This is a genomic window from Streptomyces daghestanicus, from assembly GCF_020521275.1.
Lineage (GTDB): Bacteria > Actinomycetota > Actinomycetes > Streptomycetales > Streptomycetaceae > Streptomyces > Streptomyces griseoviridis.
On record NZ_BNDX01000008.1, the window covers coordinates 1,330,868 to 1,356,465 of the forward strand.

The window sequence follows — 25,598 nt, forward strand, 5'->3', positions numbered from 1 at the left end:
CCACCGGGCCGGGGCCGGATCTGCCCGCTCCACCGGGAAGTCTTCCCGTAGGGACATCCGGGCCCGGTCCGTCCGGGGCCCGGCCCGCGCCCGCGTCAGTCCTGCCCCGCCGCCTCCCGGCACAGCAGCCGCAGCGAGCCGTGGCCGGCGAAACAGCGGCGGGCCTCGTCGATCGGGTCCCAGAGCCGGCCGTCCGGAGTACGGAGCCAGTGGTCGCCGCCGGACGCCCACCACTCGCCGCCCGTCAGCCGGGCGATCACCTCACCGGCATAGGCGCCGAAGCCGCGCAGCACGGTCTCGACCGCCGCGTACGGCGCCTCCTCCTGGCGGATGCCCTCGATCATCCGGTCGACGCGCCACAGGCTCTGCGCCGAGTAGTCGAGCCGCAGCCGCGCGCCCTCGCGCAGGGCCGACACCGCGTCCGCGGCCCACCGGGCGGGGCGCGTCGCGGCCGGGGGCCGGGCGGCGCCGGTCCCGCCCGGCGTCCGCGGGGTGGTCGTCGTATGGGTCCACGTGGTCCTCGTCGTCACACCGGCAGCAGCGTCGTACGGCGGGGTTTCGTCACGCGGGCCGGGGCGGCTGCCCGGGATCGGCGCAGGACCACCACACCTTCACCGCGTCGGTCACAGGGGCACCACGCCCAGCCGGTCCGGCAGCCGCAGGCCGGCCGCACCCCGCGCCGGGCCGGCCGTCAGGATCCCTGCGGCACCCGCCGCGCGCGCCGCGTGCCCGGCCTCGGCGGCCCGGGCGACGGTCCGCGCCCCGGCGTCGGACGGCTCCAGGAGGCAGTCCTCCAGGGTGGGGCCGCCGTCCGCCACGCCGAGGTACCCGGCCATCGCCTCCCGCCCCAGGCAGGTCGTCCACGCCCCGCTCGCCGGCGCCGCCGCCCCGGCCATCGCGCGGGCGCCGCCCATGACGTACCCGAAGAGGGCGGGGGCGCCGGTCCGCCCGGCCAGGTCGTTCACGCTGCCCGCGCCGGTCTCGCCCGGGTGCTCCCAGAGCCGCCGCCCGCCCGGTGCGGAGGTCCGCAGAGCCCGGCCGTCCTCGGCGCCGGGCAGCGCCCCGAGTCGGCGAACGGCCGCTCCGCGCGGCCCACGACGAGATACCCCGGCAGCCCATGCCGGCTCCCCCCGCGCCGCCCTGTCGCTCCACGGTGCCCGCCGGTGTCCCCCGCGCGGCTCGACCCGGCCACGGAGCACCACAGCCGGGGACGCCCCGCAGCGGGTACCGGGCGATTCCCGCGCCGGCCCGGGACCGGGCCGGCGCGGGGCGGCGCGTTCACGCGCGGGCGTGCGCGGGGTCAGTCCAGCCGGTCGGCGAGCGCCCGGAACTGGGTCCAGGTCGGCTCCGGGTCGCCGGGGTCCCAGAGTTTCTGCGCGGTCGCCGCGAGCGGCAGCCGGATGCCGTCCGCGACCTGGTCCTGCGTCTGGGCACCGGGGTAGTCGCCCCAGACGGCGAAGCTGCCGCCGAGGATCTGGTCGTCGTACTTCGCGTCGACGGGCGAGGTGCCGCGGATGACGCGCGGGGTCCACTGCTCGTAGATCCGCTCGCCGGTCGGGTAGACGAAGGTCTGCGGCTGGCCGAGCACGTAGTAGAGGAACTCGTCGTTGTAGTTGATGACGTCGCGGCCCTCGGCGAGGTACTCGGCCGGCTGCCGGGCGCCGATCTCCTTGCCGGTCCAGTAGGCGACCTTGATGCTCTCGGCCGCCGCGGGGTCGCTGTCCTTGAAGAAGCCGTCGTTCCAGGCCCGCGGGGTGCGGTCGTTCTTCTGGACGGTGGCGGCGCGGTCGTTGAGCCATCCCGCGGTGAGGTCCTCGACGGTGGCGCCGGCGCCGTACTTCTCGCGGGCGGCGGCGGCGAGCTGCGGGTAGGAGGTCTCCGGGTCGGAGACGGTCAGCGCCTGGTACTCGTCGCCGCCCAGGTGCCACTGGTTGCCGGGGAAGACGTCGGAGTACTCGTCGATCAGGTCGTCGACGATCTTCGCGGCGCCCGGCTCGGAGATGTCGATCGCGCCCTTGGTGGCCGTGCCCTGCGCGTTGCGGAGCTGGAGGTCGGGGTGGGCGGCGATGACGGCACCGAGGTGGCCGGGCGAGTCGATCTCGGGGACGACGGTGATGTGCCGCTCGGCCGCCAGCGCGACGATCTCCTTGACCTGCGCCTTGGTGAGGTGGTCCGCGGAGACGATCTCGGGGTGCGAGAGGCTCTCGATGCGGAATCCCTGGTCGTCGGAGAAGTGGAGCCCCAGCTCGTTGTACTTCAGGTCCCCGATCTCGCGTATCCGGTCCTTGATCCAGTCGGCCGAGTAGTGCTTGCGGGCGATGTCCAGCATGAGTCCGCGCCGCTCCTTGGCGGGCTCGTCCCGCACGACCCCCTCGGGCGCCGCGCCGCCCGCCGTGACCGCCTGCTTCAGGGTCCGGGTGCCGTAGAAGACGCCGCTCTCCCCGGGCGCGCCGACGGTGGCCCGCCCGTCGCGCACGGTCAGGGTGTACGACTCGCCGCCCTGACCGCCCGTGGTCTCCAGCCGGAGGTCACCGGCCTTCCGGTCGTCCTTCTGACCCGCGTACGTCATTCCCAGCTCGCTCGCGATGAGCCTGCCCTCGTCGGCGAGGGCGGCGTCGGATATGACGACGCGGTGCCCGTCGGCGGGCTTCCAGCCCGGTCCGCGCGCGGGGGTGTGCTCCCGTACGGCGGGTATGGTGTCCGGTTCCTCGGAGAGCGGGTAGGAGCGGCTCGGGCTCGGGGAGGGGCTGGTCGGCGCGGCGGCCACGCCCCCGGAGGAGCGGTCCGCCGATCCCGGCGACCCGGCGTCGCAGCCCCAGACCGCGAGGCCCGCGCCGAGCGCCACGACCGCCGCGCCGGCGACCGCAGCCCGCCCCCCGGCCCTCTGTCCCGCCGGTGTCCGGCGCCTGTGCTGGCTCACGACGCCAACCTACGGCCGTTACCCCGGACGAGTGTCCACCAGGCGTTCCGAAACTCTCCCGTTCGGGTGAAATTCGGGCATCGTTCGGCCATGTCATGCCCTCACTCGCTAACGTGGCGCCACACAACTCACACAAGCCCCTGCCGACACACACGTGACGCACAAGGACCCACGCTGCCTGCGCACCGTCTTCCAGATCTCCCCGGCCGGGTGGCCCTCCCCGTGCCGGCCCAAACCCGCGCCACCGCCACCCCGCTGCACCTCTTCAACACCGCGGGCCCCGAGGACGCCGCCCGCACCCTCCTGACCTGCCTGCACAGCACCCGCTGGGCCCGCCGTCTCGCCGCCCACCGCCCGTATCCCGACGCCCCGGCCCTGCTGGCGGCGGCCGACGAGGCGGCGTACGACCTGACCCCGGACGACCTGGCCGAGGCCCTGGCGGCGGAGTCCCTGCCGGACCTCCCCGCGGGCACGTACGCGGCGGCCGGCACGGCCCTGCGCGCGGCCCACGCCGCCTACGAGTCCCGCTTCGGACACGTGTTCGTCATCTGCCTCGACGGCATCCCGGCGGCCGAGGCCCTCGACCGCACCCTGGAGGGCATCCGGTCACGATTGGCGAACGATCCGGAGGAGGAGCGGGCCGTGACGGCGGAGGAACTCCGCCGCCTGGCGGGGCAACGGCTGAGGCACGCCCTGAGGGGCGCGGGGCGGTGACATGAGCGGCTCCGCCGGGGGCACGGGCGCCGCCAACACCCCACAACCGGCAAACCGGGCAAGCCCCCCGCTCCGCTGACCACCGGCGGTACTCCGTTGCGTGCAACTTTGATCACACCGGTAGGCCCGCTGTAAGCACCGCGGCGGCGGCTGGCTACGATGCTGGGGGCCGGTGGACCGTACCCGGCCGGGCCCGACCGACAGAGAAGCCGGCGCGGCCCCAATCCCCGCTCCCGGAGGAAACTTCCGTGCCGGCTGGAACGCTGTACCGCGGCCGGGAAGGAATGTGGTCCTGGGTGGCTCACCGAGTCACCGGCGTCCTCATTTTCTTCTTCCTGTTCGTACACGTGCTGGACACCGCTCTCGTGCGTGTCTCCCCCGAGGCCTACGACAAGGTCGTGGCCACGTACAAGTCGCCTATCGTCGCGCTGCTGGAGTACGGCCTCGTCGCCGCCATCCTCTTCCACGCGCTCAACGGTCTGCGTGTCATCGCCGTCGACTTCTGGATCAAGGGCGCCCGCTACCAGAAGCAGATGCTCTGGTCGGTCGTCGTCCTGTGGATCGTGCTCATGCTCGGGGCGATCTACCCCGTCCTCGGCCACGCCGCTCGTGAACTGTTCGGGAGCTGACGCGCAGCATGTCTGACAACACAGTCACCGCTGGAACCGCCACCGGGGTCGGCCCCGTGGAGGGCTCGTCCGTGTACTCGGTCGACAACCCCGCGCCGCTGATCGAACCCCCGCGCAAGCGCACCAAGAAGTCCCCGAAGTCCACGCGGGGCAACTTCGAGATGTACGGCTGGCTCTTCATGCGCCTGTCCGGCGTGGTGCTGGTCGTCCTGGTCCTCGGCCACCTGCTGATCCAGCTCGTCCTCGACGGCGGCGTCTCCAAGATCGGCTTCGCCTTCGTGGCGGGCCGCTGGGCGTCGCCGTTCTGGCAGGTCTGGGATCTGCTGATGCTGTGGCTGGCGATGCTGCACGGCGCCAACGGCCTGCGCACGGTCATCAACGACTACGCGGAGCGCCCGAACACGCGGCTGTGGCTCAAGGGCCTGCTCTACACCGCCACGGTGTTCACCATCCTGCTGGGCACGCTGGTGATCTTCACCTTCGACCCGAACATCCGCTAGGCACGGGGCTGCGAATCCATGAAGGTACACAAGTACGACACCGTCATCGTCGGCGCCGGTGGCGCCGGTATGCGGGCCGCCATCGAGGCGACCAAGCGCAGCCGCACGGCCGTCCTGACGAAGCTCTACCCGACCCGCTCCCACACGGGCGCCGCGCAGGGCGGCATGGCCGCCGCGCTCGCCAACGTGGAGGAGGACAACTGGGAGTGGCACACCTTCGACACGGTCAAGGGCGGTGACTACCTGGTCGACCAGGACGCCGCCGAGATCCTGGCGAAGGAGGCCATCGACTCCGTCCTCGACCTGGAGAAGATGGGCCTGCCGTTCAACCGGACCCCGAACGGCACCATCGACCAGCGCCGCTTCGGCGGCCACTCCCGCAACCACGGCGAGGCCCCGGTCCGCCGGTCCTGCTACGCCGCGGACCGCACCGGTCACATGATCCTCCAGACGCTGTACCAGAACTGCGTCAAGGAGGGCGTGGAGTTCTTCAACGAGTTCTACGTCCTGGACCAGATCATGACCGAGGTCGACGGCGTCAAGAAGTCCGCCGGCGTGGTCGCCTACGAGCTGGCCACCGGCGAGATCCACGTCTTCCACGCCAAGTCCGTGATCTACGCGTCCGGCGGCACCGGCAAGTTCTTCAAGGTGACGTCCAACGCGCACACCCTCACCGGTGACGGCCAGGCGGCCTGTTACCGGCGCGGGCTGCCGCTGGAGGACATGGAGTTCTTCCAGTTCCACCCGACCGGCATCTGGCGCATGGGCATCCTGCTCACCGAGGGCGCCCGCGGCGAGGGCGGCATCCTGCGCAACAAGGACGGCGAGCGCTTCATGGAGAAGTACGCGCCCGTCATGAAGGACCTGGCCTCCCGCGACGTCGTCTCCCGCTCCATCTACACGGAGATCCGCGAGGGCCGCGGCTGCGGCCCCGAGGGCGACCACGTCTACCTGGACCTCACCCACCTCCCGCCGGAGCAGCTCGACGCCAAGCTGCCCGACATCACCGAGTTCGCGCGGACGTACCTCGGCATCGAGCCGTACACGGACCCGATCCCGATCCAGCCCACCGCGCACTACGCGATGGGCGGCATCCCGACCAACGTCCAGGGCGAGGTGCTGGCGGACAACACCACCGTCGTGCCGGGCCTGTACGCGGCCGGCGAGGTCGCCTGCGTCTCCGTGCACGGCGCCAACCGCCTCGGCACCAACTCGCTCCTGGACATCAACGTCTTCGGCAAGCGGGCCGGCATCGCGGCGGCCCAGTACGCCCACTCGGCCGACTTCGTCGAGCTGCCGGACTCCCCGGAGTCCATGGTCGTCGAGCAGATCGAGCGGCTGCGCACCTCCACCGGCAACGAGCGGGTCTCGGAGCTGCGCCGCGAACTGCAGGAGACGATGGACGCCAACGTGATGGTGTTCCGCACGGAGCAGACCATCAAGACGGCGGTCGAGAAGATCGCGGAGCTGCGCGCGCGGTACAGGAACGTCTCGATCCAGGACAAGGGCAAGCGGTTCAACACCGACCTCCTGGAGGCCGTCGAACTGGGCAACCTGCTCGACCTGGCCGAGGTCATGGCCGTCTCCGCGCTGGCCCGCAAGGAGTCCCGCGGCGGTCACTACCGCGAGGACTACCCCAACCGCGACGACGTCAACTTCATGCGCCACACCATGGCGTACCGCGAGGTCGGCGACGACGGCACCGAGTCCATCCGTCTCGACTACAAGCCGGTCGTCCAGACCCGCTACCAGCCGATGGAGCGTAAGTACTGATGGCTACCCCTGTTCTGGACAAGGCGGACGCGGCCGGATCGCCCGAGCCCGGTTTCGCCGACTCCCCCTACATCACCGTCACGGTCCGCGTCCGCCGGTTCAACCCGGAGGTCTCGGCCGAGGCGAGCTGGCAGGACTTCCAGCTGGAGATGGACCCCAAGGAGCGCGTCCTGGACGCCCTCCACAAGATCAAGTGGGAACTGGACGGCACCCTCACCTTCCGCCGCTCCTGCGCCCACGGCATCTGCGGGTCCGACGCGATGCGGATCAACGGCAAGAACCGCCTCGCCTGCAAGACGCTGATCAAGGACATCAGCCCCGAGAAGCCGATCACGGTCGAGCCCATCAAGGGCCTGACGGTCCTGAAGGACCTGGTCGTCGACATGGAGCCGTTCTTCCAGGCGTACCGGGACGTGATGCCCTTCCTGATCACGAAGGACACCAACGAGCCGACCCGCGAGCGCCTCCAGTCCGCCGAGGACCGCGAGCGCTTCGACGACACCACCAAGTGCATCCTGTGCGCCGCGTGCACGTCGTCCTGCCCGGTCTTCTGGAACGACGGCCAGTACTTCGGCCCCGCCGCGATCGTCAACGCCCACCGCTTCATCTTCGACTCGCGCGACGAGGCCGGCGAGCAGCGGCTGGAGATCCTCAACGACCGCGACGGCGTCTGGCGCTGCCGCACGACCTTCAACTGCACGGACGCCTGCCCGCGCGGCATCGAGGTCACCAAGGCCATCGCGGAGGTGAAGCGAGCGCTGATCACGCGCCGCTTCTGACGTCCGTCGGCCGTACGCCCTCACGGCCCCGTCTCCCGCCGGGAGACGGGGCCGTCGGCATGTGCCGCACGTACCGGGTGAACGGCTGCCGTACCGGCCTGGAGGCGCCTTCCGGCCTACGGCACCGAGGACTACGCGATCCCGGACCTCGCCGTGATGGACACCGACGCCGATGACCACCTCATCGAGAGCAACTCCTACGATCCCATCTGCTTCCGCCTGGTCCTGGAGGTCACCTCCAGCAACTACCGCACCGACCTGCGAACCAAGGTCCTGCCTACGCACAGGCCAAGGTTCCGCTCTATGTGATCGTCGACCGTGAGCACGACCGGCTCCACGTCCTCACCGACCCCGACGGCGCCGAGTACGCCGCGCACCGCGTCCACTCCCCCGGCGAGTCCGTCGTGCTTCCCGCGTCGCCCGGGGCCGGGGTCGTCCTGGACGTCGAGGAGGTCCTGGGGGCCGGCCGGCCGCAGGAGGGCTCCGGTCAGAGCTGACTGAGGACGGTCGGGTCCGTGATGCTCGTGTCGTCCGCGAGCATCAGGGCCTTGCTGAGGATCACCGCGAGCGTCCGGTCGCCCTCGAAGGGGAGGTAGCCGGTGCCCGCCGGGCCCGCGCCGGATCTCGGGACGATGCACAGGTACCGGTCGTCCGGGGACCTGAGGATGTTCCCCGAGCCGAGATGGATCCGGTAGGTGTGACGCTCGCCCTTGACGTGCAGGAAGCGGCCCTCCAGACGGCAGCGGCCGGCGATCGCCAGCCTGGGTATCAGACGCTCCAGCAGCTCGCGCCGCGTCCGCGCGCTCTGGTTCAGCTCACCGAAGCCGTACGACGTCCAGTACTCCCGGAAACGGCCGCCGGGGCCGCCGTCCTGCCAGGTCGGGTCGTTGCCGACGCTGGCCACGCCGACGAACAGGTCGACGTCGCGCAGGACCTCGGAGAGGACCAGGGGCGGGACCGCGTCGAGGGGCAGCGGGTCCACCGGGTCCCGGCCGTCCCGCAGCCACATCCGGTACGCGCCGCCCGAGCAGTGCGCCGAGTTCTCCGGGGCGTCGATCGGGTAGAAGCGGACCTGGTCGGTGCGGAGCCGCAGGAAGCTGCCCGACTCGGTGGTGTCCTCCAGGTACTCCCCGCCGTCGCCCTGGACCCAGAACTCGGCGCGCAGGCCCCAGGCCGGCAGGTCGCGGGTGGCCGGCGGGGCCTCGTCGTCGACGCAGAGGCGCAGCTTGTTCCGCCAGCCCCGGACGGCGGCGAGGGAGTGGAACTGGTGCTGGCGCAGGACGTGCGCCGCGAACCGGTTGGAGTACGTGCCCGTGGCGCGCTCGGCGTCGGTCAGCAGGTAGACCTCGCGGTGGGCCTGCTTGAAGGGCTGGGTGACGCCGTGCCGCTCCAGCCAGTCGCGCCACGCGACGGTCTCGGCGGGGTCGGCGCCCACCGGGTGCCAGAGGGCGACCTCGGTGCCGTCCGTGACCGGGGTGCCGGTGAGGGTGCGCAGGGCCCCGTCGGCGTATCCGGCCGCGGTGCCGTCGACCGTCCACAGCAGCCGGCGGGCCAGGGTGCCGACCAGGGGATGGTCGAGGTACCGCTCGCGCCAGGCGGCGTAGGGCCAGACGCGGCGGGCCAGGAACTGGCGGTCCAGGCGCTCGCTCTGGGCGGAGAGCATCCTGTCGATGTCCTTGACCGAGGCCTTGAGGTCCTTCAGCGCATCGGCGTGGTCGCGGCGGACGGCCGCCGGGACACTCCGCACCGGCCTGCCCGCCGCGCCGCGCCAGCTCAGGCCGGCCCGGGTGCCGTGGACCGCGACGGTCGCGGTGGCCTCGCCGAACCGGTGCTCGGCATGGCCGACGCCGGTCAGTCCGTAGGCGGGAACGGCCAGTTCCTCGACCTCCTCGCGGCTGAGACCGAGGGCGTCGGCACGGGCGCGCAGGGCGGTGTCGAGGATCTTCGCGGTGGCCTTGTAGGTGACCCGCGCGGCGAGACGGGCGAGTTCCGCGAGGGCCGCCTCGCCGTCGGTGCGGGCGAGGGCGACGACCCCGGCGTTGGCGACCTTGGAGCTGCGCGGGCCGACGCCGGCCACCTTCCGCAGGGACGTCTCCACCAGGGCGCCGAGGGCGCGCGCGGTACCGGGGTGCGGCGGCAGCAGGGAGAGCAGCCAGGCCAGGCCGCGCAGGGCGTCCGCGTTGCACGGGTCGTAGACGTCGTTGACGTGGGCCTCGTAGGGGCGCGGGGTCAGCGGGAGGGTGCGGGGGCGGCCGACGCGGGAGAGCCAGGACAGGACCGCCGTACGGACCCGGTCCGGGCCGGCGGCGTCGACGAGGCTCCGGGCCCGCTCGTCCCAGGCGGCCGGGGGCTTGCCCGCGGTGGCGGTGCGGCAGTGGGCGAGCAGGGCCCGCAGCTCCGGGTCGGTGGCGTCGCGCAGGGCCTGGTCGGCCCAGTCCTCGCCCGCGTTGAGCACCGGGTCGGTGAGGGTGCGGGCCAGGGCGGCGAGTTCGGCCGGCGCGTACCGGTCCTGGCCGGTGCGGCGGATCGCGGCCACGGTGGCCGGTGTGAGGGAGCGGCCCGCGGCCGGCTCCGCGGCGACCACGGCGTCCAGCAGGGGCGTGTCCCATGTCCGGTGGAGCCGGCCGAGGTCGGCCAGGGCGGCGGTGCGCCCGGCGGCCAGCGGGTCGTCCGGAAGGCCCTCGCCCGCCACGGCGCACAGGGAGAGGATGCGCAGACGCTCCTCCACGTCCGCCCCGTCCTCCCCGTACCGGGCCGGGAAGCGGTCCGCCACGGTCCGGAGCAGGGCGCCGCGGCTCTCGGCGGGCAGTCCGCGCAGCAGGTCGAGGACCTGGCCCCAGCCACCCCGGTCCCGGTGCGCGTGCCCGCCGTCCAGGCCCTTCAGCAGCTCCTCGGCGGCCCGCTCGGGTTCCCCGGCGGCGAACCGGTCCCGCAGCCGGTCCCGCAGTGAACGCGCGGTGCCCATCAGCCACCCACCAGGGCGACGAGCTTGAGGAAGGTGACCTCGGTGCCGAGCGGAAGGGCGATCTCCTCGTCCGGGCCGGTGATCTGACGGTCCCCCACCAGCATCAGGAAGCCGTTGCCCGCGAAGGCCCGCAGCGCCAGCCCGGTCTGGGCCTCGGGGTCCAGGCGCCGGGGCGTGCGCAGCGCGTACCCGTTCAGCACCCGCTCGCTGTCGGTGGGCTGGACCAGGCCCTGGAACACCTGCGGCGTCCGCGCGTCGTACTCGGCGACCTCCTGGAACACCCGGCGCCGGATCAGCTCCCGCGCGGTGAGCCGCTCCTCGGCGATCTCCAGCCCCCGGGCCGGGCGCCGCTCCCCCGCAGTCGTCTCGTCGACGAACGTCACGATTCCCATGCCTCCGACCGTACGAGGCGGCACTGACAATCACCGGTTCCGGCCGATCATCCCTTTACTCTGACGGCATGTCAGATCACAAGTCGTACGAGCTGCTCGGCTTCGACAACGTCCTGCTGCCGGTCGGTGACCTCGACGAGGCCGTGGGGTTCTACGAGCGGGCCGGGTTCACCGTGGGGTTCCGCTTCGACGACGGGGGGATCGCGCTGCTGCGGGTCGGTGGGGAGACGCCGGGGCTGCTGCTGCGCCACGAGGACGGGTTCGGGCACCGCCCGCCGCCGTGGCCGTCGTCCCGGGTGTGGCTGGAGGTGCCGGACGCACGGGTCGCGGCGCGGACGCTGACGGAGGCCGGGATCGAGGCGTACGACGGTCCCTTCTCCAGCGCCACCGGGTGGACGGTGGAGTTCGCCGACCCCTGGGGCAACGTCGTCGGTCTGACCGACTACACCAAGCGCCCGCAGCTCGGCCGCCGTCCGTGAGCGGGCCGGCGGTTAGGCTCTGCTGCTGTGCCCGCGAAGAACGACGGCTCCGGTGACGGAGCGCCCCCCAGAAAATCCGAGCAGACCCGCGCCCTGATCCTGGAGACGGCGATGCGGCTGTTCCGGGAACGGGGGTACGACAGGACCACCATGCGGGCCATCGCCCAGGAGGCCGGGGTCTCGGTCGGCAACGCCTACTACTACTTCGCCGGCAAGGAGTACCTGATCCAGGGCTTCTACGACCGGATCGCCGCCGAGCACCAGGTGGCGGTCCGTGAGCTGCTGGCGCGGGAGACCGACCTGGAGGCGCGCATGGCGGGCGTGCTGAAGGTGTGGCTGGACATCGCGGCGCCGTACCACGAGTTCGCGGTGCAGTTCTTCAAGAACGCCGCCGACCCGGACAGCCCGCTCAGCCCGTTCTCCGCGGAGTCGGAGCCCGCGCGCACGGAGGCCGTCGGCGTCCACCGGGCGGTGCTGGCCGGGACGCGGACCAAGGTGCCCGAGGAGCTGCGGGACGTCCTGCCGGAGCTGATGTGGCTCGCCCAGCTGGGACTGGTCCTGTACTGGGTCTTCGACCGGACCGACGGCCGGGAGCGCAGCTACCGGCTCGCCGAGCGCGGGGCCCGGCTCACCGCGCGGGGTGTCGTCCTCGCCCGGTTCCGGGTGCTGCGTCCGCTGGTGCGCGAGGTGCACGAGCTGTTCACGGACTTCCTGCCGGGGATGACCCGGTTCCTGCCGGACCCGGGGCGCACGGCGCGGTGAGGTGACCGCTCACGCCTGCCGGGACGCCAGTTCGATCACGGTGACGTCCGACGGCGCGCCCACGCGCGTGGGCGGCCCCCAGGCGCCGGCGCCCCGGCTGACGTAGAGCTGGGTGTCGCCGTAGCGCTCCAGGCCGGCCACGGTGGGGTTCGCGGCGGCGGCGAGGAGCGGGCCGGGCCAGAGCTGACCGCCGTGGGTGTGGCCGGAGAGCTGGAGGTCGACGCCGTGCTCGACGGCGTCGTGGATCATCACCGGCTGGTGGGCGAGGAGCACGCAGGCGCGGGACCGGTCGCGGTCGCCGAGGGCGCGGGCGTAGTCGGGGCCCTGGCCCTCGTCCTCGCCGCTGATGTCGTTGACCCCGGCGAGGTCGAAGTGGGGCAGCTCGGTGCGGGCGTTCTCCAGCGGCAGCAGGCCCAGGCGCCGTACCTCCTCCACCCACTGCTCGGCGCCGGAGAAGTACTCGTGGTTGCCGGTGACGAAGTACGTGCCGTGCCGGGCACTGAGCCCGGCCAGCGGCGCGGCGGCCGGGCCGAGGTCCTTGACGCTGCCGTCGACCAGGTCGCCGACGACGGCGATCAGGTCGGGCTGGGTGCCGTTGACGGTGTCGACGACCTTCTGGGCGAAGCCCCGGCCGAGGACCGGACCGAGGTGGATGTCGCTGACCACGGCGATCCGGAAGCCGTGCGCCGCGCGCGGCAGCTTGGCCAGCGGCACGGTGACCCGCTTCACGGCCGGCCCGTTCAGCACGCCGTACGTGCCGAACCCGACCGTGCCGACGGCCGCCGCGGCGGCGGCCCCCCCGACCACCCGGGAGACGAACAGGCGCCGGGAGGGCACGGCGAGGGGCGTGGCGGGCGCGGGCGCCGGCGCGGGTTCCCCGGGGCCCGCGGCCGGTGCCGTGCCCGCCGGTGCCGTGCCCGCCGGTGCCGTGCCCGCCGGTATCGGGGCGGCGGCCGGTTCCGGGGCGGCGGGTGCCCGGCGCTCCAGGTACCACCGCAGCAGCGGCCGCACCGCCTCTCCCGCCAGCAGCGCCAGCAGCAGGTAGACGGAGAGGGCCATCCACAGGAACCCGGGCCAGCCCAGCACCCGTTGCAGCCAGAACGGCGCGCCCGTGCGCTCGGCGACCAGCGCGCCGACGGCCAGCGCCCAGCCGCCCGCGACCAGCGCCGCGCCCGCCCGGCGCACGCCCGCGCCGCGGGCGGTGTCGCGGAACAGGCGCCGCCACACGTACCAGTTGGCCGTCACCAGGACGCCCAGTACCGCCAGCGCGACCAGCGCGAAGACGATCACCATGCCGTCGTACCCCCCTCTTCGTCGCCGAGGCGACGGCTATGACGTGCGGCGCAGTGCGCGCAGTCCACGCAACCCGATGACCCCGACGGCCGTCCCCAAGAGGAAGGAGACCACCGCGAGCAGCAGGTGGACCCAGAAGTACGCCGTGGGGTCGCCGTCCTCGAACGCGAGCCCGCTGCTGTCCTTGGCGAGGTTTTTGACGAAAGTGATCCAGATGATCCAGGACCACACCCCGAAGGCGAGCAGGAACCAGGAGACGGGACGGCTGAGCTTCATGGTTCCAGTATCGCCGGGGGCCCGCCGGTTCCGTGTCCGGGGTGGGGAGGCGGGTGTGACGGCCCGGCCCGCGGGCGGTACGTTCTCGACCGTGCCCGCACCCAAGAAGACCGCCCGGCGCTCCCTGTCGGCCGCGCCCGCCGTCCTGACCGCCGCCGTGTCCCTGGCGCTGGCCGCGCCCGCCGCGTACGCGGCCCCCCGCCCGGACGCCTCAGCGAGCCCCTCCGCCACGCCCCCGGCGTCGATGTCGACCGTCGGCGGCGCCCGGCTCGGGCAGGCGGGGACGCAGGTCAACCTGGCGAGCGGGGTGCCGGTGCTGCCCAAGGACATCACCGCCCGCTCGTGGATCGTCTCCGACGCCGAGTCCGGCGAGGTGCTGGCCGCGCACAACGCGCACTGGGAGCTGGCGCCCGCCAGCACCCTGAAGATGCTGTTCGCCGACACCCTGCTGCCGCGGTTCCCGAAGACCGCGAAGCACACGGTCGACCCGGCCGAGCTGGCGGACATCGGCTCCGGCTCCAGCCTGGTCGGGATCAAGGAGAAGGAGACGTACACCGTCCACGACCTGTGGCTCGGCGTCTTCCTGCGCTCGGGCAACGACGCCGTGCACGTGCTCTCCGCGATGAACGGCGGCGTGGCGAAGACGGTCGCGGACATGAACGACCACGCCGAGGAACTGCAGGCCCTCGACACGCACGTGGTCAGCCCCGACGGGTACGACGCCCCCGGCCAGGTCTCCTCCGCCTACGACCTGACCCTGTTCGCGCGCTCCGGGCTCCAGAAGGAGGACTTCCGCGAGTACTGCTCGACGGTCAGCGCGAAGTTCCCGGGGCGGACGACCAAGAACAAGAAGGGCAGGACGGTCCGCGAGGACTTCGAGATCCAGAACACCAACCGGCTGCTCACCGGCGACTACGACATGGAGCAGTACCAGGGCATCGCGGGCGTCAAGAACGGCAACACCACCAACGCGGGCGCCACCTTCACCGGGGTCGCCGAGCGCGCCGGGCGGGTGCTGCTGGTGACGGTGATGAACCCGGAGAAGAACGGGCACAACGAGGTCTACAAGGAGACCGCCGCGCTTTTCGACTGGGGTTTCGAGGCGGCCGGCAAGGTCGAGCCGGTCGGCGAGCTGGTGGCGCCGAAGGGCGCCGCGCCCACCGCCGCCCCCGCGGTCGGTGAGGGCGAGGCGGGCGGCAGCGGGAGCGCGGCACCGCGGAGCAGCCCGGTGGCCGCCGCCGCGGGCGGCTCCGGGGGCGCGGGGACGGCGCTGGGGATCGCGGCCGGGGCGCTGGTGCTGCTCGCGGGCGCCGCGTTCCTGGTCAACCGCCGGTGGCCGCTACCGGATCTGGTACGCCGCCGGACCCGCCCGTAGCACCGCCGCCGAGTTCGGTCTCCTTGCTGCCGGTCGCCGTCCAGGACGCGCAGAACAGGACCAGCTTCGAGGTGAAGTTGATCCACAGCAGCAGGGCGACCGGCACCCCGAACGCGCCGTACATGCTCTTCGCGGCCACGCCCTGCATATAGCCGCTGAGCAGCAGCTTGAGCAGTTCGAAACCGACCGCGCCGAGCAGCGCCGCCACCATCAGCCGGCGACGCTCCGGCTCGGCGCCGGGCAGCAGGGTCAGGACGTAGAGCAGGACCAGGAAGTCGGCGAGTACGGCGACGGCGATCGCGGCGATGTGCAGCAGCACCCCGCCGACGCCGCCCCCGTCCATGCCGAGGCGGCGGATGATCCAGCCGACCAGCGCGGAGGCGACGGTCGAGAGGGCGAGGGTGACGAGCAGCGCCCCGCCGAAGCCGATCAGGACGCCGCCGTCCTTGATCCGGTGCAGGACCGGGTTCTCGTCCTCGTCGGGCAGTTCCCACACGGCCCGCAGACAGCCCCGGACCTGCTCGATCCAGTTCATGCCGGTGAAGAGCAGCAGGGCCGCGGCGATGACCCCGACGGTGCCGGCGTTCTCCACCAGGCCGTCGATGTCCAGCTGGTCGGCGATGCCGGGGATCTGCTCGGCGATCTTGTCCTGGACCTGCTTCTGCTGCCGCTCGCTGAGCGTGGCGGCGGTGACGGCACCGGCCAGCGCGAGCAGCGGGAACAGCGCGACGAAACTGGTGAAGGTCATGGCGGCGGCGAGCCGCGCCCACTTCACCCGGTCCAGCCGCTCGTACGACCGCCAGGCGTGCGTGGCCATCAGCCTGGCCAGCCACGGGCCCACTACGGGAAGCTTCTTCAGCCAGTCCATGATCCGACCCTGCCCCCAGTTGGGAAAACAAGTGTCCTTGTGCCCCAGAAACGCAAGATCGTGGCCAGCGCCATGCCGACCCCGGCGCCGGACACCGTGTCCGCGCGCTGCGAGGTGAGACCAAGACCGTAGTGGCTGACGGCGAGACAGAGGAGCTGTACGGCGGCCCCGGCGAGGTTCACCGCGCAGAACAGGGCGTAGGGGCGCAGGCCGCGGACGCGGGTGTGGCGGTAGGTGCCCAGCGCGTTGCCGGCGTAGGCGACCGTGCAGCCGGCGGTGAAGGAGAGCGCCTTGGCGGTGAGCGGGCCGAGCCCGGCCGGGCCGCGCAGCAGGGTGAACAGGCCGAGGTCGGCGGCGTAGGCGAGCAGGCCGACGGAGGCGAAGCCGAGCAGTTCGCGCCGGCCGCCGGCCAGGGTCACCAATCGGCCACCGCCGCCGCGTACATCGCCGCCCAGACCAGGCCGATCAGGGCGAGCGCGCGGTCGCGCAGGACGACGTCCTCCGGTTCGCCGGCCGTGCCCCGGTCGGCGAAGACGGCGTAGCGCAGGACGGCGAGGACGAAGGCGACCACGGAGAGCTGGCGCCAGGGCAGCAGACCGGTGTGCGGGAGGCCGCCCTCCTCCAGCGCCCACAGGCAGTAGCCGAGGACGGCGACACCGGCCGCGAGCTGCCAGACGAAGCGGAGGTAGCCGGGGGTGTACTCGGTGAGCAGCGCACGGGTGGCGCCCGCCGTCCCGGCCATCTGCACCGCCTCGGAGTAGCGCTTGGCAGCGACCATGAACAGCGCCCCGAAGCCGGTGGTGATGAGGAACCAGCGGGAGAGCGGGATGCCGAGCGCGAGGCCCCCGATCACCGCGCGCATCAGGAAGCCGGTGGTGACGACGGCGAGATCGACGACGAGGACGTGCTTGAGGGTGAGGCAGTACGCCAGTTGCATGGCGAGGTAGGCGGTGAGCAGGGCGGCGACCGCCGGGGCGCGGAGCCAGAGCGCTGCGGCGGGCGCGAGGACGCCGAGGGCGGCGCCGGCGGCGTAGGCGACGGGGACGGGGACCTGGCCCGCCGCGACCGGGCGGCGGCGTTTGACGGGGTGGGCGCGGTCGGCTTCGGCGTCGCGGGCGTCGTTGACCAGGTAGACGGCGGCGGCGCAGGCCGTGAACAGGGCGAAGACCAGCGGGAGCCGGGTCAGGGCGGGGGCGGTGAACAGCTCGCCGGCGGCGGCCGGGGCGGCGACGACGAGGACGTTCTTGACCCACTGCTTGGGGCGGGCGGTGCGGACCAGGCCGGCCAGCAGGCCGCCGGCGCGGGGCGGCCGGGGCGCGGGACGCTGGGGGGCGTGCTGCCGCAGGACGGCGGTGTCAGCCACGGGCGGCGCCCCCTCGCATCCAGCCGGCGCCGAGCCGGGCGGTCAGGGCGCCCAGGGCCGCGCCGGCGGCCACGTCCGAGGGGTAGTGGACGCCGGCGACCAGCCGGGAGACGCACACCGCGGCGGCCACCGGCCAGGCCGCGCGGCTGCCGAGGGTGCCGAGGGAGACGGCGGCGGCCACCGCGGAGGCGGCGTGCGAGCTGGGGAAGGAGTGCCGCCCGGCGGTGCGTACGAGCGGTTCGACGTGCGCCGGGCGGGGGCGGCGCACGATCCGTTTCACGCCCATGCTGGTGAGGTGGGCGCCCGCGGTGAGCGCGGTGCCGCGCAGCCAGGCGCCGCGCCGGGCGCCGTCCACGGCGGCCCCGGCGAGGCCCGCCGCCAGCCACAGCGCCCCGTGCTCCCCCGCCCAGGACAGGGCGCGGGCGGCGCCGGCCACGCGCGGGTCACCGCCGCGGGCTCTGAGCGCCGAGACGATCCGGTGGTCCATGCCGTAGTGGTGGTCGTCCATGCGGACTCACTGTTCACGGCGACGGCGGCCGAAGTCCGGCAAAACTCCGGGACTATTGAGCGACATCCCATTAATCACCCATTTCGGGGACAAAGCGGAGATTTATTGAGTGACTTGGATTAAAGGGGCGATACGGTCGCCGCCATGTCTGCCGACACCGACACCGCTCCCGTCATCGAGTGGGGCTCCGTCACCGGGTGGGGCCGCACCGCCCCCACCACCGCCCGGCTGGTCCGCCCCCGCACGTACGAGGAGGCGGCGGTCGCCGTCCGCGCCTGCGGGGCCCGGGGCTCCATCGCGCGGGGCCTCGGCCGGGCCTACGGGGACGCGGCGCAGAACGCGGGCGGGGCCGTGCTCGACATGACCGGCCTGGACCGGGTGCACGCCATCGACGTCGAGGGCGGCACCGTGCTGTGCGACGCGGGCGTCTCGCTGCACCGGCTGATGGAGGTGCTGCTGCCGCTGGGCTGGTTCGTGCCGGTGACGCCCGGGACGCGGTACGTCACGGTCGGCGGGGCGATCGGTGCCGACATCCACGGCAAGAACCACCACGTCTCCGGCTCCTTCACCCGGCACGTGCTCTCCCTGGAGCTGCTCACCGCCGACGGCCGGGTGCGGACCGTCACGCCGGGCACGCCGCTGTTCGAGGCGACCGCGGGCGGGATGGGCCTGACCGGGGTGATCCTCACGGCGACGGTGCGGCTCCAGCCGGTCGAGACGTCGCTGATGTCGGTGGACACCGAGCGCGCCGCCGACCTCGACGACCTGCTGGCCCGGCTGACCGCCACCGACCACCGCTACCGCTACTCCGTCGCCTGGATCGACCTGCTGGCGCGCGGCGCGGCGACCGGGCGCGCGGTGCTCACCCGCGGCGACCACGCGCCCCTGGACGCGCTGCCGCGCCGCGCCCGCGCCCGGCGTGACCCGCTGGCCTTCCGCACCACCCGTCTCCCGGCCGCCCCCGCCTCCGTCCCCGAGGGCCTGCTGACCCGGACGACGGTCGGCCTCTTCAACGAGTTGTGGTTCCGCAAGGCCCCCCGCTCCCGCACCGGGCAGCTCCAGCGCATCCCGTCCTTCTTCCACCCCCTGGACGGCGTCCCGCACTGGAACCGGATCTACGGCCCCGGCGGCTTCGTCCAGTACCAGTTCGCCGTCGGCCACGGCCAGGAGGAGGCCCTGCGCGGCATCGTCGGCCGGATCTCCGCCCGCCGCTGCCCGTCCTTCCTGGCCGTCCTCAAACGGTTCGGGGACGCCGACCCGGGCTGGCTGTCCTTCCCGGTGCCCGGCTGGACCCTCGCCCTGGACATCCCGGCGAACCTGCCGGGGCTCGGCGCCTTCCTGGACGAGCTGGACGAGGAGGTCGCGGGGGCCGGCGGCCGGGTCTACCTCGCCAAGGACTCCCGGCTGCGGCCCGAGCTGCTCGCCGCGATGTACCCGCGGCTCGCCGACTTCCGCGCCCTGCGCGCGGAGCTGGACCCGGACGGGGTGTTCGTGTCCGACCTGTCCCGCCGGCTCGACCTCTAGGAGAACCCCCGTGAAGGACGCCTTCGGCCTCCCCCAGTCCCTCCTCGTCCTCGGCGGTACGTCCGAGATCGCCCTGGCCACCGCGCGGCGCCTGATCGCCCGCCGCACCCGTACCGTCTGGCTGGCCGGCCGCCCCTCCCCCGCGCTCGACGAGGCCGCCGAAGGGCTGCGGGCGCTCGGCGCGGACGTCCGCACCGTCGCCTTCGACGCCCTCGCCCCCGAGTCCCACGAGGCCGCCCTGGGCAAGGTCTTCGCGGAGGGCGACATCGACCTGGTGCTGCTCGCCTTCGGCATCCTCGGCGACCAGGCCCACGACGAGCAGGACCCGGTGAGCGCCGTGCGGGTCGCGCAGACCAATTACACCGGGGCGGTCTCGGCCGGCCTGGTCAGCGCCGCCGCGCTGCAGAACCAGGGGCACGGCTCGCTGGTCGTGCTCTCCTCGGTCGCCGGGGAACGGGCCCGCCGCGCCAACTTCATCTACGGCTCCAGCAAGGCCGGTCTGGACGCCTTCGCGCAGGGCCTCGGCGACGCGCTGTACGGCACCGGCGTGCACGTCATGGTCGTGCGCCCCGGGTTCGTACGGTCCAGGATGACCGCCGGCCTGGCGGAGGCGCCGCTGGCCACCACCCCCGAGGCCGTGGCGTCCGCCATCGAACTGGGGCTGCGCCGCCGCTCGGAGACGGTGTGGGTGCCGGGCGCGCTGCGGGCCGTGATGGCGGCGGTGCGCCACCTGCCCCGCCCGGTGTTCCGGCGGCTGCCGGGCTGAGCGCCGGGCGGTGGCCGCGATCCAGGGCCTGTCGTTCGGATCAGGTCGCGGGGGATCGGCTGTGCCTTCCTCGCGCCGGTGAGCGGGGCCTGGTGCGTGCGGATGCGAGGCGGAGGAGGGAGTCGACGCGGAGCGTCGGCGAGTGACGACAACGCGGCCAGTGCGCGTGCCAGGCCCCGCGTCCGCGGCGTGATCCGAACGACAGGCGCTAGCCGGTGGGCAGCGAGCCCCGCTCCGCGGGGCCGGCCTGGGGCGGGACCACCGTGGAGCCGAAGGGGAACTCGCGGAGCTTGCGCCAGACGCCGTCCGGCCCCTGCTCGTACAGGGCGAAGCCGGTGCAGGGCCAGTCGGCCTCGTAGCCGGACAGCTCGGTGAAGGCGCGGTCCATCGCCGCCTCCTCGATGCCGTGCGCCACCGTGACGTGCGGGTGGTACGGGAACTGGAGGTCGCGGGCGACCGGGCCGGAGGCGTCCCGGACCTGCTTCTGGAGCCAGGTGCAGGCCTCGGCGCCCTCCACCACCTGGACGTAGACCACCGGGGAGAGCGGGCGGAAGGTGCCGGTGCCGGAGAGCCGCATCGGGAAGGAGCGCCCGGCGGCGGCGACCTCCGCGAGGTGGGCCTCGATCGCGGGCAGCGCCGCGGCGTCGACCTCGGTCGGCGGCAGCAGGGTGACATGCGTGGGGATTCCGTGCGCCGCGGCGTCGCCGAAGCCCGCGCGCAGCTGCTGAAGCCGGCTGCCGTGAGGCTCCGGGACCGCGATCGACACGCCGATCGTTACGGTCCCCACGTCGTCTCCTGTCGTTCCGTCGGCGGAAGCGGCCGCCGCTGCGGCCGCCTGTCAATCGACTGTACGGCCACGGCCGGGCTCCGGGCAGGCGCAACGGTGGTGATGTGCGGCGCCCGGGGCACGGTCCGTGCTCCGCTCAGTGCTTGGCGGGCAGGAAGCCCACGCGGTCGTACGCCTGCGCGAGGGTCTCGGCGGCGACGGCGCGGGCCTTCTCCGCGCCCTTGGCCAGGACCGAGTCGAGCGTCTCGGGGTCGTCCAGGTACTGCTGGGTGCGCTCCCGGAACGGCGTCACGAAGTCGACCATGATCTCGGCGAGGTCCGTCTTCAGCGCACCGTAGCCCTTGCCCGCGTACTTCTCCTCCAGTTCGCCGATCCCGGTCCCGGTGAGGGTCGCGTAGATGGTGAGGAGGTTGCTGACGCCGGGCTTGTTCTCCGCGTCGTAGACGATGACCGTGTCGGTGTCGGTGACCGCGCTCTTGACCTTCTTGGCGGTGGTCCTCGGCTCGTCCAGCAGGTTGACCAGGCCCTTCGGCGTGGAGGCCGACTTGCTCATCTTGACCGTGGGGTCCTGGAGGTCGTAGATCTTCGCCGTCTCCTTGAGGATGTACGGCTTCGGGACGGTGAAGGTGTCGCCGTAGCGGCCGTTGAAGCGCTCGGCGAGGTCGCGGGTCAGCTCGATGTGCTGGCGCTGGTCCTCGCCGACCGGGACCTCGTGCGCCTGGTACAGGAGGATGTCGGCGACCTGGAGGACCGGGTAGGTGAACAGGCCGACGGAGGCGCGGTCGGCACCCTGTCTGGCGGACTTGTCCTTGAACTGGGTCATGCGGGAGGCCTCGCCGAAGCCGGTGAGGCAGTTCATGACCCAGGCGAGCTGGGCGTGCTCGGGGACGTGGCTCTGGACGAACAGGGTGCAGCGGTCCGGGTCGAGTCCGGCGGCGAGGAGCTGCGCGGCGGCCAGCCGGGTGTTGGCGCGCAGCTCCTTCGGGTCCTGCGGGACCGTGATCGCGTGCAGGTCGACGACCATGTAGAACGCGTCATGGGTCTCCTGCAGCGCCACCCACTGGCGGACGGCACCGAGGTAGTTGCCGAGGTGGAACGAACCTGCGGTGGGCTGGATCCCGGAGAGCACGCGGGGACGATCAGAGGCCATGCCTCTCATTGTCTCAGGTGTTTCTCATGGGTCGGGGTCAGGTGCACGACAGTCGCGTGGGGGGGCACGGGGGGCGCACAGCGCGGCGGCCCGGGGGCGCGCCGTGCGTCCGGTCGCCGTGGGAGCCGAGCCCGGCGCCCAGTGGCGGCCCGGCCTCGCCGGCGCACGGTCCGCCTCGGGCCCTGCCACGGCGACGCCGGCGTCGCACTGCGCGACGGCGGGCCGGCCCTCGGCGCCACCGGGCTCGCGGGTGTGGTCGACATCACGTGGCCGGAGGACCGTGTGCCGGCCGGCGCGACGGCCGGCACCTCGTCCGGCGGCGTGCTCACGTCCCCGGAGGGCTTCACCTCCACGGTGACCGTCGCCTCGGCGCGGGTCCGGCCTGGTTCGGCGACGTCGGCTCCAGCGGCCCCCGGCTGCGGGGACGGCGTGGTGCCGGACGCCGCCGGCCCGGTCGTGATGCGTCCCGCCTACGGGCGGTTCGCCTTCGGCCCGGACCCGGCGGACGGCTCCGCGTCGGCCGTGGGGAACGCCGCCCCGCGGGCGTGGCACACCTCCCGTAGGGGATCAGCCGAGGTCGATCTCCGGGTACAGCGGGAAGCCGGCCACCAGGTCCGTCGCCCGGCGGGAGATCTCGTCGGCGGTCTTCGCGTCCAGGACGTGGGACGCCTTGGAGGGGGCGCCGGACTTGGTGGTGCCGGGCTCGGCGGCCGTCAGGACGCGGTCGATGAGGCCGGCCACCTCGTCCATCTCGGCGGTGCCCAGGCCCCGGGTGGTCAGCGCCGGGGTGCCGACGCGGATACCGGAGGTGTACCAGGCACCGTTGGGGTCGGCGGGGATGGCGTTGCGGTTGGTGACGATGCCGGAGTCGAGGAGGGCGGCCTCGGCCTGGCGGCCGGTGAGGCCGTAGGAGGACGCCACGTCGATCAGGTTGAGGTGGTTGTCGGTGCCGCCGGTGACCAGGGTGGCGCCGCGCTTCATCAGGCCCTCGGCGAGCGTGCGGGCGTTGTCCACGATGCGCTGGGCGTAGTCCTGGAAGGCGGGCTGCCGGGCCTCGGCGAGGGCGACGGCCTTGGCGGCCATGACGTGCGGGAGCGGGCCGCCGAGGACCATCGGGCAGCCGCGGTCGACCTGGTCCTTGAGGGAGTCGTCGCACAGGACCATGCCGCCGCGCGGGCCGCGCAGCGACTTGTGGGTGGTGGTGGTGACGATCTGGGCGTGCGGGACCGGGTCGAAGTCGCCGGTGAGCACCTTGCCCGCGACCAGGCCCGCGAAGTGCGCCATGTCGACCATGAGCGTCGCGCCGACCTCGTCGGCGATCTCGCGCATGACCCGGAAGTTCACCAGGCGCGGGTAGGCGGAGTACCCGGCGACGATGATCAGCGGCTTGAACTCGCGGGCGGAGGCGCGCAGGGCCTCGTAGTCGATGAGGCCGGTGGCGGGGTCGGTGCCGTAGGAGCGCTGGTCGAACATCTTGCCGGAGATGTTCGGGCGGAAGCCGTGGGTGAGGTGGCCGCCGGCGTCCAGGGACATGCCGAGCATGCGCTGGTTGCCGAACGCCTGGCGCAGCTCGGCCCAGTCGGCGTCGCTGAGGTCGTTGATCTGGCGGACGCCGGTCTTCTCCAGGAAGGGGACCTCGACGCGGGCGCCGAGGACGGCCCAGAAGGCGACGAGGTTGGCGTCGATGCCGGAGTGCGGCTGGACGTAGGCGTGCCGGGCGCCGAAGAGTTCCCTGGCGTGCTCGGCGGCGAGGGACTCCACCGTGTCGACGTTGCGGCAGCCGGCGTAGAAGCGGCGGCCGACGGTGCCCTCGGCGTACTTGTCGCTGAACCAGTTGCCCATCGCCAGCAGCGTCGCCGGGGAGGCGTAGTTCTCGGACGCGATCAGCTTGAGCATCTCGCGCTGGTCGGCGACCTCCTGGCCGATGGCGTCGGCGACGCGCGGCTCGACGGCGCGGATCACGTCGAGGGCGGCGCGGTAGGCGGTGGACGCGGTGGACAGGGGCTGCTCGGCGGACATGGGCTACCTCCGGACGTGGGCGTTCGGCGTACACGGTTCGGCCCAGGCGCACGGCACATGTTCCCGTACGGGCCGCTTCCCGATGGTCGGTCCCATCCCAGCGCGCCAGTCACGGCCCGCAGCCAGGGTACCCAAGGTGCCGGGGCGGGGACGGACGGCGTCCATCATGCGGGCCCGCCCGCGCCCTCCCCCGGGGCCGGGAAGGGGCGGTCCGTCACAGGATCACGTGGGGCAGGAAGCGGGCGTACCCGTCCGTCACGAGGCCCGCGGACTCGCGGATGCCGAGGCCCGCCGACTCGTCCTCGACCACCCAGGCGCCGAGGACGACGTGGTTGCCGTCGAAGGCGGGGAGGGGGGCGAGCTGCTGGTAGCAGCAGGGTTCGTCGCGGGGGGCGGGGTCGTCGCCGGGCTCGTGGACCGTGACGCCCGCGCCCTCGCGGCCGAGGAGGGGCTTGGCGACCCAGCCGGTGGTGGTGGCCAGGTCGCGGGGGCCGTCGAGGTGGGCGGGGAGCAGGTTCGGGTGGTCCGGGTACAGCTCCCAGAGGACCGCCAGCAGCGCCTTGTTGCTGAGCAGCATCTTCCAGGCGGGCTCGATCCACAGGGTGGTGCCGGTGCCGCCGCCGTTGTCCAGGGTGGCCAGGACGTGGTCGGCGAAGCGGTCGGTGGTGAGCCACTCCCAGGGGTAGAGCTTGAAGCAGCTGCGGATGAAGCGCAGCCGGGTGTCGACGAAGCGGCCGGAGATGCGGTCCCAGCCGATGTCCTCCATGGCGATCGACGCGGTCTCCAGGCCGGCCTGCTCGGCGGTCTCCTTGAGGTAGGCGACGGTCATGAGGTCCTCGCCGAGTTCGTCGGCGGTGGAGTGCGCGAAGTACAGGGGGCTGCCGGGCGGGAGCAGCGCGGCCTGCTTCTTCCAGGCGTCGATCAGCCGCTCGTGCAGGGAGTTCCACTGGTCGGCGCCGGGGAAGCGCTCCTCCATCCAGAACCACTGCGGGGAGGCCGCCTCCACGAGGGAGGTCGGGGTGTCCGCGTTGTACTCCAGGAGTTTCGCCGGTCCGGTGCCGTCGTAGCGCAGGTCGAAGCGGGCGTAGACGGAGGGGAGTTCGGCGCGGCGGTGCCAGGCCTCCGTGACGGCGCGGACCACGCGCGGGTCGGTGATGCCGAGGTCGGCGAAGCGGCCGGCGGTGACGATGTGTCCGGCGGCGGCCAGGCACATGCGGTGGAGTTCCTCGACGGTCTCCTCCAGCGCCTCGATCTCCGGCAGGGAGAAGACGTAGTAGGCGCTCTCGTCCCAGTAGGGGCGCAGGGAGCCGTCGGGATGGCGGGTGAGGGGGTAGACGAGGCCCTGGTCCTCGACGGTCCGCTGCCAGCCGGGGCGGGGGGTCGTGGTGCGGCGTTCCACGGCCGGTCAGCCGCCGCCGCTGCCGGAGGAGCAGCCGAAGCCGCCGCGGTCGACGGCGTCGTCGTAGTCGAAGGTGCCGTAGTCGGCCCGGCCCCGCTTGGCGTCCGAGTCGTAGTACCAGTCGGCGCGCGCCGTGCCGGTGGACGACTTGCAGTTGCGGTCGGCGACGATCCTGTAGCCGTCGGCGGTGGTGTAGTCGTCGCGGTTGACGCAGCGCCGGTCGGGTTCCGAGCCGCACGAGGTCAGGGCCGCCGCGAGCACTCCCATGCCGCCGAGCACCACCGTGCTCGACCGCAGCCGTCGCCGCTTCTCCGCCATGTCCGTCTCCCCCTGTTCGTCCGTGTGCGGAACGGCAGT

26 protein-coding genes, 1 pseudogene and 1 riboswitch are annotated in these 25,598 nt (G+C 73.2%); of the genes and pseudogenes, 11 read left to right on the top strand and 16 right to left on the bottom strand.

Translation table 11 applies throughout. The features are described 5' to 3' along the window. Positions 1 to 95: 95 nt before the first annotated feature. The 3 genes from Sdagh_RS15415 to Sdagh_RS15425 form a co-directional block, all read right to left on the bottom strand. A complete protein-coding gene (locus Sdagh_RS15415) occupies positions 96 to 530 on the bottom strand; it encodes a hypothetical protein (RefSeq protein ID WP_226535156.1) in 435 nt (144 codons plus the stop codon). Between the two features lie 93 nt (positions 531 to 623). Beyond that, complete coding sequence (locus Sdagh_RS15420; RefSeq protein WP_372478446.1) at positions 624 to 965, bottom strand: hypothetical protein; 342 nt, start codon at positions 963 to 965, stop codon at positions 624 to 626. 335 nt (positions 966 to 1,300) lie between these two features. Continuing rightward, positions 1,301 to 2,920, bottom strand: a complete 1,620-nt coding sequence (locus Sdagh_RS15425; RefSeq protein ID WP_190076736.1) for a beta-N-acetylhexosaminidase — start codon at positions 2,918 to 2,920, stop codon at positions 1,301 to 1,303. 222 nt (positions 2,921 to 3,142) lie between these two features. On the opposite strand from Sdagh_RS15425, the gene Sdagh_RS15430 reads away from it, so the two are divergent. From Sdagh_RS15430 to Sdagh_RS15455, 6 genes and pseudogenes are all read left to right on the top strand, one after another. Next, a complete protein-coding gene (locus tag Sdagh_RS15430) occupies positions 3,143 to 3,634 on the top strand; it encodes a 2-oxo-4-hydroxy-4-carboxy-5-ureidoimidazoline decarboxylase (RefSeq protein WP_226535159.1) in 492 nt (163 codons plus the stop codon). A gap of 248 nt (positions 3,635 to 3,882) precedes the next feature. Then, the gene (gene sdhC, locus Sdagh_RS15435) at positions 3,883 to 4,263 is read left to right on the top strand and encodes a succinate dehydrogenase, cytochrome b556 subunit (protein WP_189417635.1); all 381 of its coding nucleotides are present in this window, start codon (positions 3,883 to 3,885) and stop codon (positions 4,261 to 4,263) included. 8 nt (positions 4,264 to 4,271) lie between these two features. Further along, positions 4,272 to 4,763 carry a succinate dehydrogenase hydrophobic membrane anchor subunit gene (locus tag Sdagh_RS15440; protein ID WP_189417637.1) on the top strand — a complete coding sequence of 164 codons (492 nt, stop codon included), beginning with the start codon at positions 4,272 to 4,274 and terminating at the stop codon, positions 4,761 to 4,763. Positions 4,764 to 4,781: 18 nt separating this feature from the next. Further along, positions 4,782 to 6,536, top strand: coding sequence for a succinate dehydrogenase flavoprotein subunit (sdhA, locus tag Sdagh_RS15445; RefSeq protein ID WP_189417639.1), 1,755 nt, complete (start codon positions 4,782 to 4,784; stop codon positions 6,534 to 6,536). After that, complete coding sequence (locus Sdagh_RS15450) at positions 6,536 to 7,315, top strand: succinate dehydrogenase iron-sulfur subunit (RefSeq protein ID WP_189417641.1); 780 nt, start codon at positions 6,536 to 6,538, stop codon at positions 7,313 to 7,315. The genes sdhA and Sdagh_RS15450 overlap by 1 nt, the downstream gene beginning before the upstream one ends. A gap of 120 nt (positions 7,316 to 7,435) precedes the next feature. Continuing rightward, a pseudogene (locus Sdagh_RS15455) lies at positions 7,436 to 7,812 on the top strand (Uma2 family endonuclease); the annotation flags it as partial. On the opposite strand, the gene Sdagh_RS15460 reads toward Sdagh_RS15455, so the two are convergent. Together Sdagh_RS15460 and Sdagh_RS15465 are read right to left on the bottom strand one after the other, a co-directional pair. Then, on the bottom strand, positions 7,803 to 10,280 hold the full coding sequence (locus Sdagh_RS15460) for a DUF4132 domain-containing protein (protein WP_190076735.1): 2,478 nt from the start codon (positions 10,278 to 10,280) through the stop codon (positions 7,803 to 7,805). The pseudogene Sdagh_RS15455 and the gene Sdagh_RS15460 overlap by 10 nt on opposite strands. Next, positions 10,280 to 10,672 (bottom strand): hypothetical protein, encoded by a 393-nt coding sequence (locus Sdagh_RS15465; RefSeq protein ID WP_190076734.1) that lies wholly within the window; start codon positions 10,670 to 10,672, stop codon positions 10,280 to 10,282. Before Sdagh_RS15465 ends, Sdagh_RS15460 begins: the two co-directional genes overlap by 1 nt. Before the next feature lie 68 nt (positions 10,673 to 10,740). On the opposite strand from Sdagh_RS15465, the gene Sdagh_RS15470 reads away from it, so the two are divergent. Both Sdagh_RS15470 and Sdagh_RS15475 read left to right on the top strand, forming a co-directional pair. Beyond that, positions 10,741 to 11,151 (top strand): VOC family protein, encoded by a 411-nt coding sequence (locus Sdagh_RS15470; RefSeq protein ID WP_189417648.1) that lies wholly within the window; start codon positions 10,741 to 10,743, stop codon positions 11,149 to 11,151. A gap of 27 nt (positions 11,152 to 11,178) precedes the next feature. Then, entirely contained in the window at positions 11,179 to 11,913 is a 735-nt protein-coding gene (locus Sdagh_RS15475; protein WP_189417651.1) for a TetR/AcrR family transcriptional regulator, read from the top strand. Between the two features lie 9 nt (positions 11,914 to 11,922). Here Sdagh_RS15475 and Sdagh_RS15480 read toward each other — a convergent pair whose 3' ends face one another. Continuing rightward, on the bottom strand, positions 11,923 to 13,206 hold the full coding sequence (locus Sdagh_RS15480; protein ID WP_190076733.1) for a metallophosphoesterase: 1,284 nt from the start codon (positions 13,204 to 13,206) through the stop codon (positions 11,923 to 11,925). A 36-nt stretch (positions 13,207 to 13,242) separates the two neighbouring features. Further along, positions 13,243 to 13,587, bottom strand: a complete 345-nt coding sequence (locus Sdagh_RS15485) for an SCO4848 family membrane protein (protein ID WP_504967632.1) — start codon at positions 13,585 to 13,587, stop codon at positions 13,243 to 13,245. On the opposite strand from Sdagh_RS15485, the gene Sdagh_RS15490 reads away from it, so the two are divergent. After that, a complete protein-coding gene (locus tag Sdagh_RS15490) occupies positions 13,574 to 14,857 on the top strand; it encodes a D-alanyl-D-alanine carboxypeptidase family protein (protein ID WP_226535161.1) in 1,284 nt (427 codons plus the stop codon). The two genes, Sdagh_RS15485 and Sdagh_RS15490, sit on opposite strands and share 14 nt — an antisense overlap. Here Sdagh_RS15490 and Sdagh_RS15495 read toward each other — a convergent pair. Genes Sdagh_RS15495 through Sdagh_RS15510 form a run of 4 tightly spaced genes read right to left on the bottom strand, consistent with a single transcriptional unit; the run spans position 14,805 to position 17,596 of the window. After that, positions 14,805 to 15,725: a YihY/virulence factor BrkB family protein gene (locus tag Sdagh_RS15495; RefSeq protein WP_190008439.1), complete on the bottom strand. Its 921-nt coding sequence runs from the start codon at positions 15,723 to 15,725 to the stop codon at positions 14,805 to 14,807. The two genes, Sdagh_RS15490 and Sdagh_RS15495, sit on opposite strands and share 53 nt — an antisense overlap. After that, complete coding sequence (locus tag Sdagh_RS15500; protein ID WP_189418036.1) at positions 15,713 to 16,138, bottom strand: GtrA family protein; 426 nt, start codon at positions 16,136 to 16,138, stop codon at positions 15,713 to 15,715. Before Sdagh_RS15500 ends, Sdagh_RS15495 begins: the two co-directional genes overlap by 13 nt. 2 nt (positions 16,139 to 16,140) lie before the next feature. Then, positions 16,141 to 17,088 carry a decaprenyl-phosphate phosphoribosyltransferase gene (locus Sdagh_RS15505; RefSeq protein WP_190076732.1) on the bottom strand — a complete coding sequence of 316 codons (948 nt, stop codon included), beginning with the start codon at positions 17,086 to 17,088 and terminating at the stop codon, positions 16,141 to 16,143. Then, on the bottom strand, positions 17,081 to 17,596 hold the full coding sequence (locus tag Sdagh_RS15510) for a phosphatase PAP2 family protein (RefSeq protein WP_226535163.1): 516 nt from the start codon (positions 17,594 to 17,596) through the stop codon (positions 17,081 to 17,083). The genes Sdagh_RS15505 and Sdagh_RS15510 overlap by 8 nt, the downstream gene beginning before the upstream one ends. Positions 17,597 to 17,740: 144 nt before the next feature. Here Sdagh_RS15510 and dprE1 point away from each other — a divergent pair, with 144 nt between their 5' ends. After that, positions 17,741 to 19,120 carry a decaprenylphosphoryl-beta-D-ribose oxidase gene (dprE1, locus tag Sdagh_RS15515; protein ID WP_190076731.1) on the top strand — a complete coding sequence of 460 codons (1,380 nt, stop codon included), beginning with the start codon at positions 17,741 to 17,743 and terminating at the stop codon, positions 19,118 to 19,120. Positions 19,121 to 19,130: 10 nt separating this feature from the next. Next, a complete protein-coding gene (dprE2, locus tag Sdagh_RS15520) occupies positions 19,131 to 19,886 on the top strand; it encodes a decaprenylphospho-beta-D-erythro-pentofuranosid-2-ulose 2-reductase (RefSeq protein WP_189417672.1) in 756 nt (251 codons plus the stop codon). A 208-nt stretch (positions 19,887 to 20,094) separates the two neighbouring features. Here dprE2 and Sdagh_RS15525 read toward each other — a convergent pair whose 3' ends face one another. The 5 genes from Sdagh_RS15525 to Sdagh_RS15545 all read right to left on the bottom strand — a co-directional run bounded on the left by Sdagh_RS15525 (position 20,095) and on the right by Sdagh_RS15545 (position 25,559). Next, positions 20,095 to 20,673 (bottom strand): 2'-5' RNA ligase family protein, encoded by a 579-nt coding sequence (locus Sdagh_RS15525; protein ID WP_189417675.1) that lies wholly within the window; start codon positions 20,671 to 20,673, stop codon positions 20,095 to 20,097. 136 nt (positions 20,674 to 20,809) lie between these two features. Then, entirely contained in the window at positions 20,810 to 21,823 is a 1,014-nt protein-coding gene (gene trpS / locus Sdagh_RS15530) for a tryptophan--tRNA ligase (RefSeq protein WP_190008433.1), read from the bottom strand. Between the two features lie 567 nt (positions 21,824 to 22,390). Then, a complete protein-coding gene (locus Sdagh_RS15535; protein ID WP_190076730.1) occupies positions 22,391 to 23,842 on the bottom strand; it encodes a glycine hydroxymethyltransferase in 1,452 nt (483 codons plus the stop codon). Between the two features lie 33 nt (positions 23,843 to 23,875). Beyond that, positions 23,876 to 23,965: riboswitch (ZMP/ZTP riboswitch) on the bottom strand. A gap of 91 nt (positions 23,966 to 24,056) precedes the next feature. Continuing rightward, positions 24,057 to 25,241 (bottom strand): glutathionylspermidine synthase family protein, encoded by a 1,185-nt coding sequence (locus Sdagh_RS15540; protein ID WP_189417682.1) that lies wholly within the window; start codon positions 25,239 to 25,241, stop codon positions 24,057 to 24,059. Between the two features lie 6 nt (positions 25,242 to 25,247). Next, positions 25,248 to 25,559, bottom strand: a complete 312-nt coding sequence (locus tag Sdagh_RS15545) for a hypothetical protein (protein WP_189417685.1) — start codon at positions 25,557 to 25,559, stop codon at positions 25,248 to 25,250. Positions 25,560 to 25,598 lie beyond the last annotated feature (39 nt).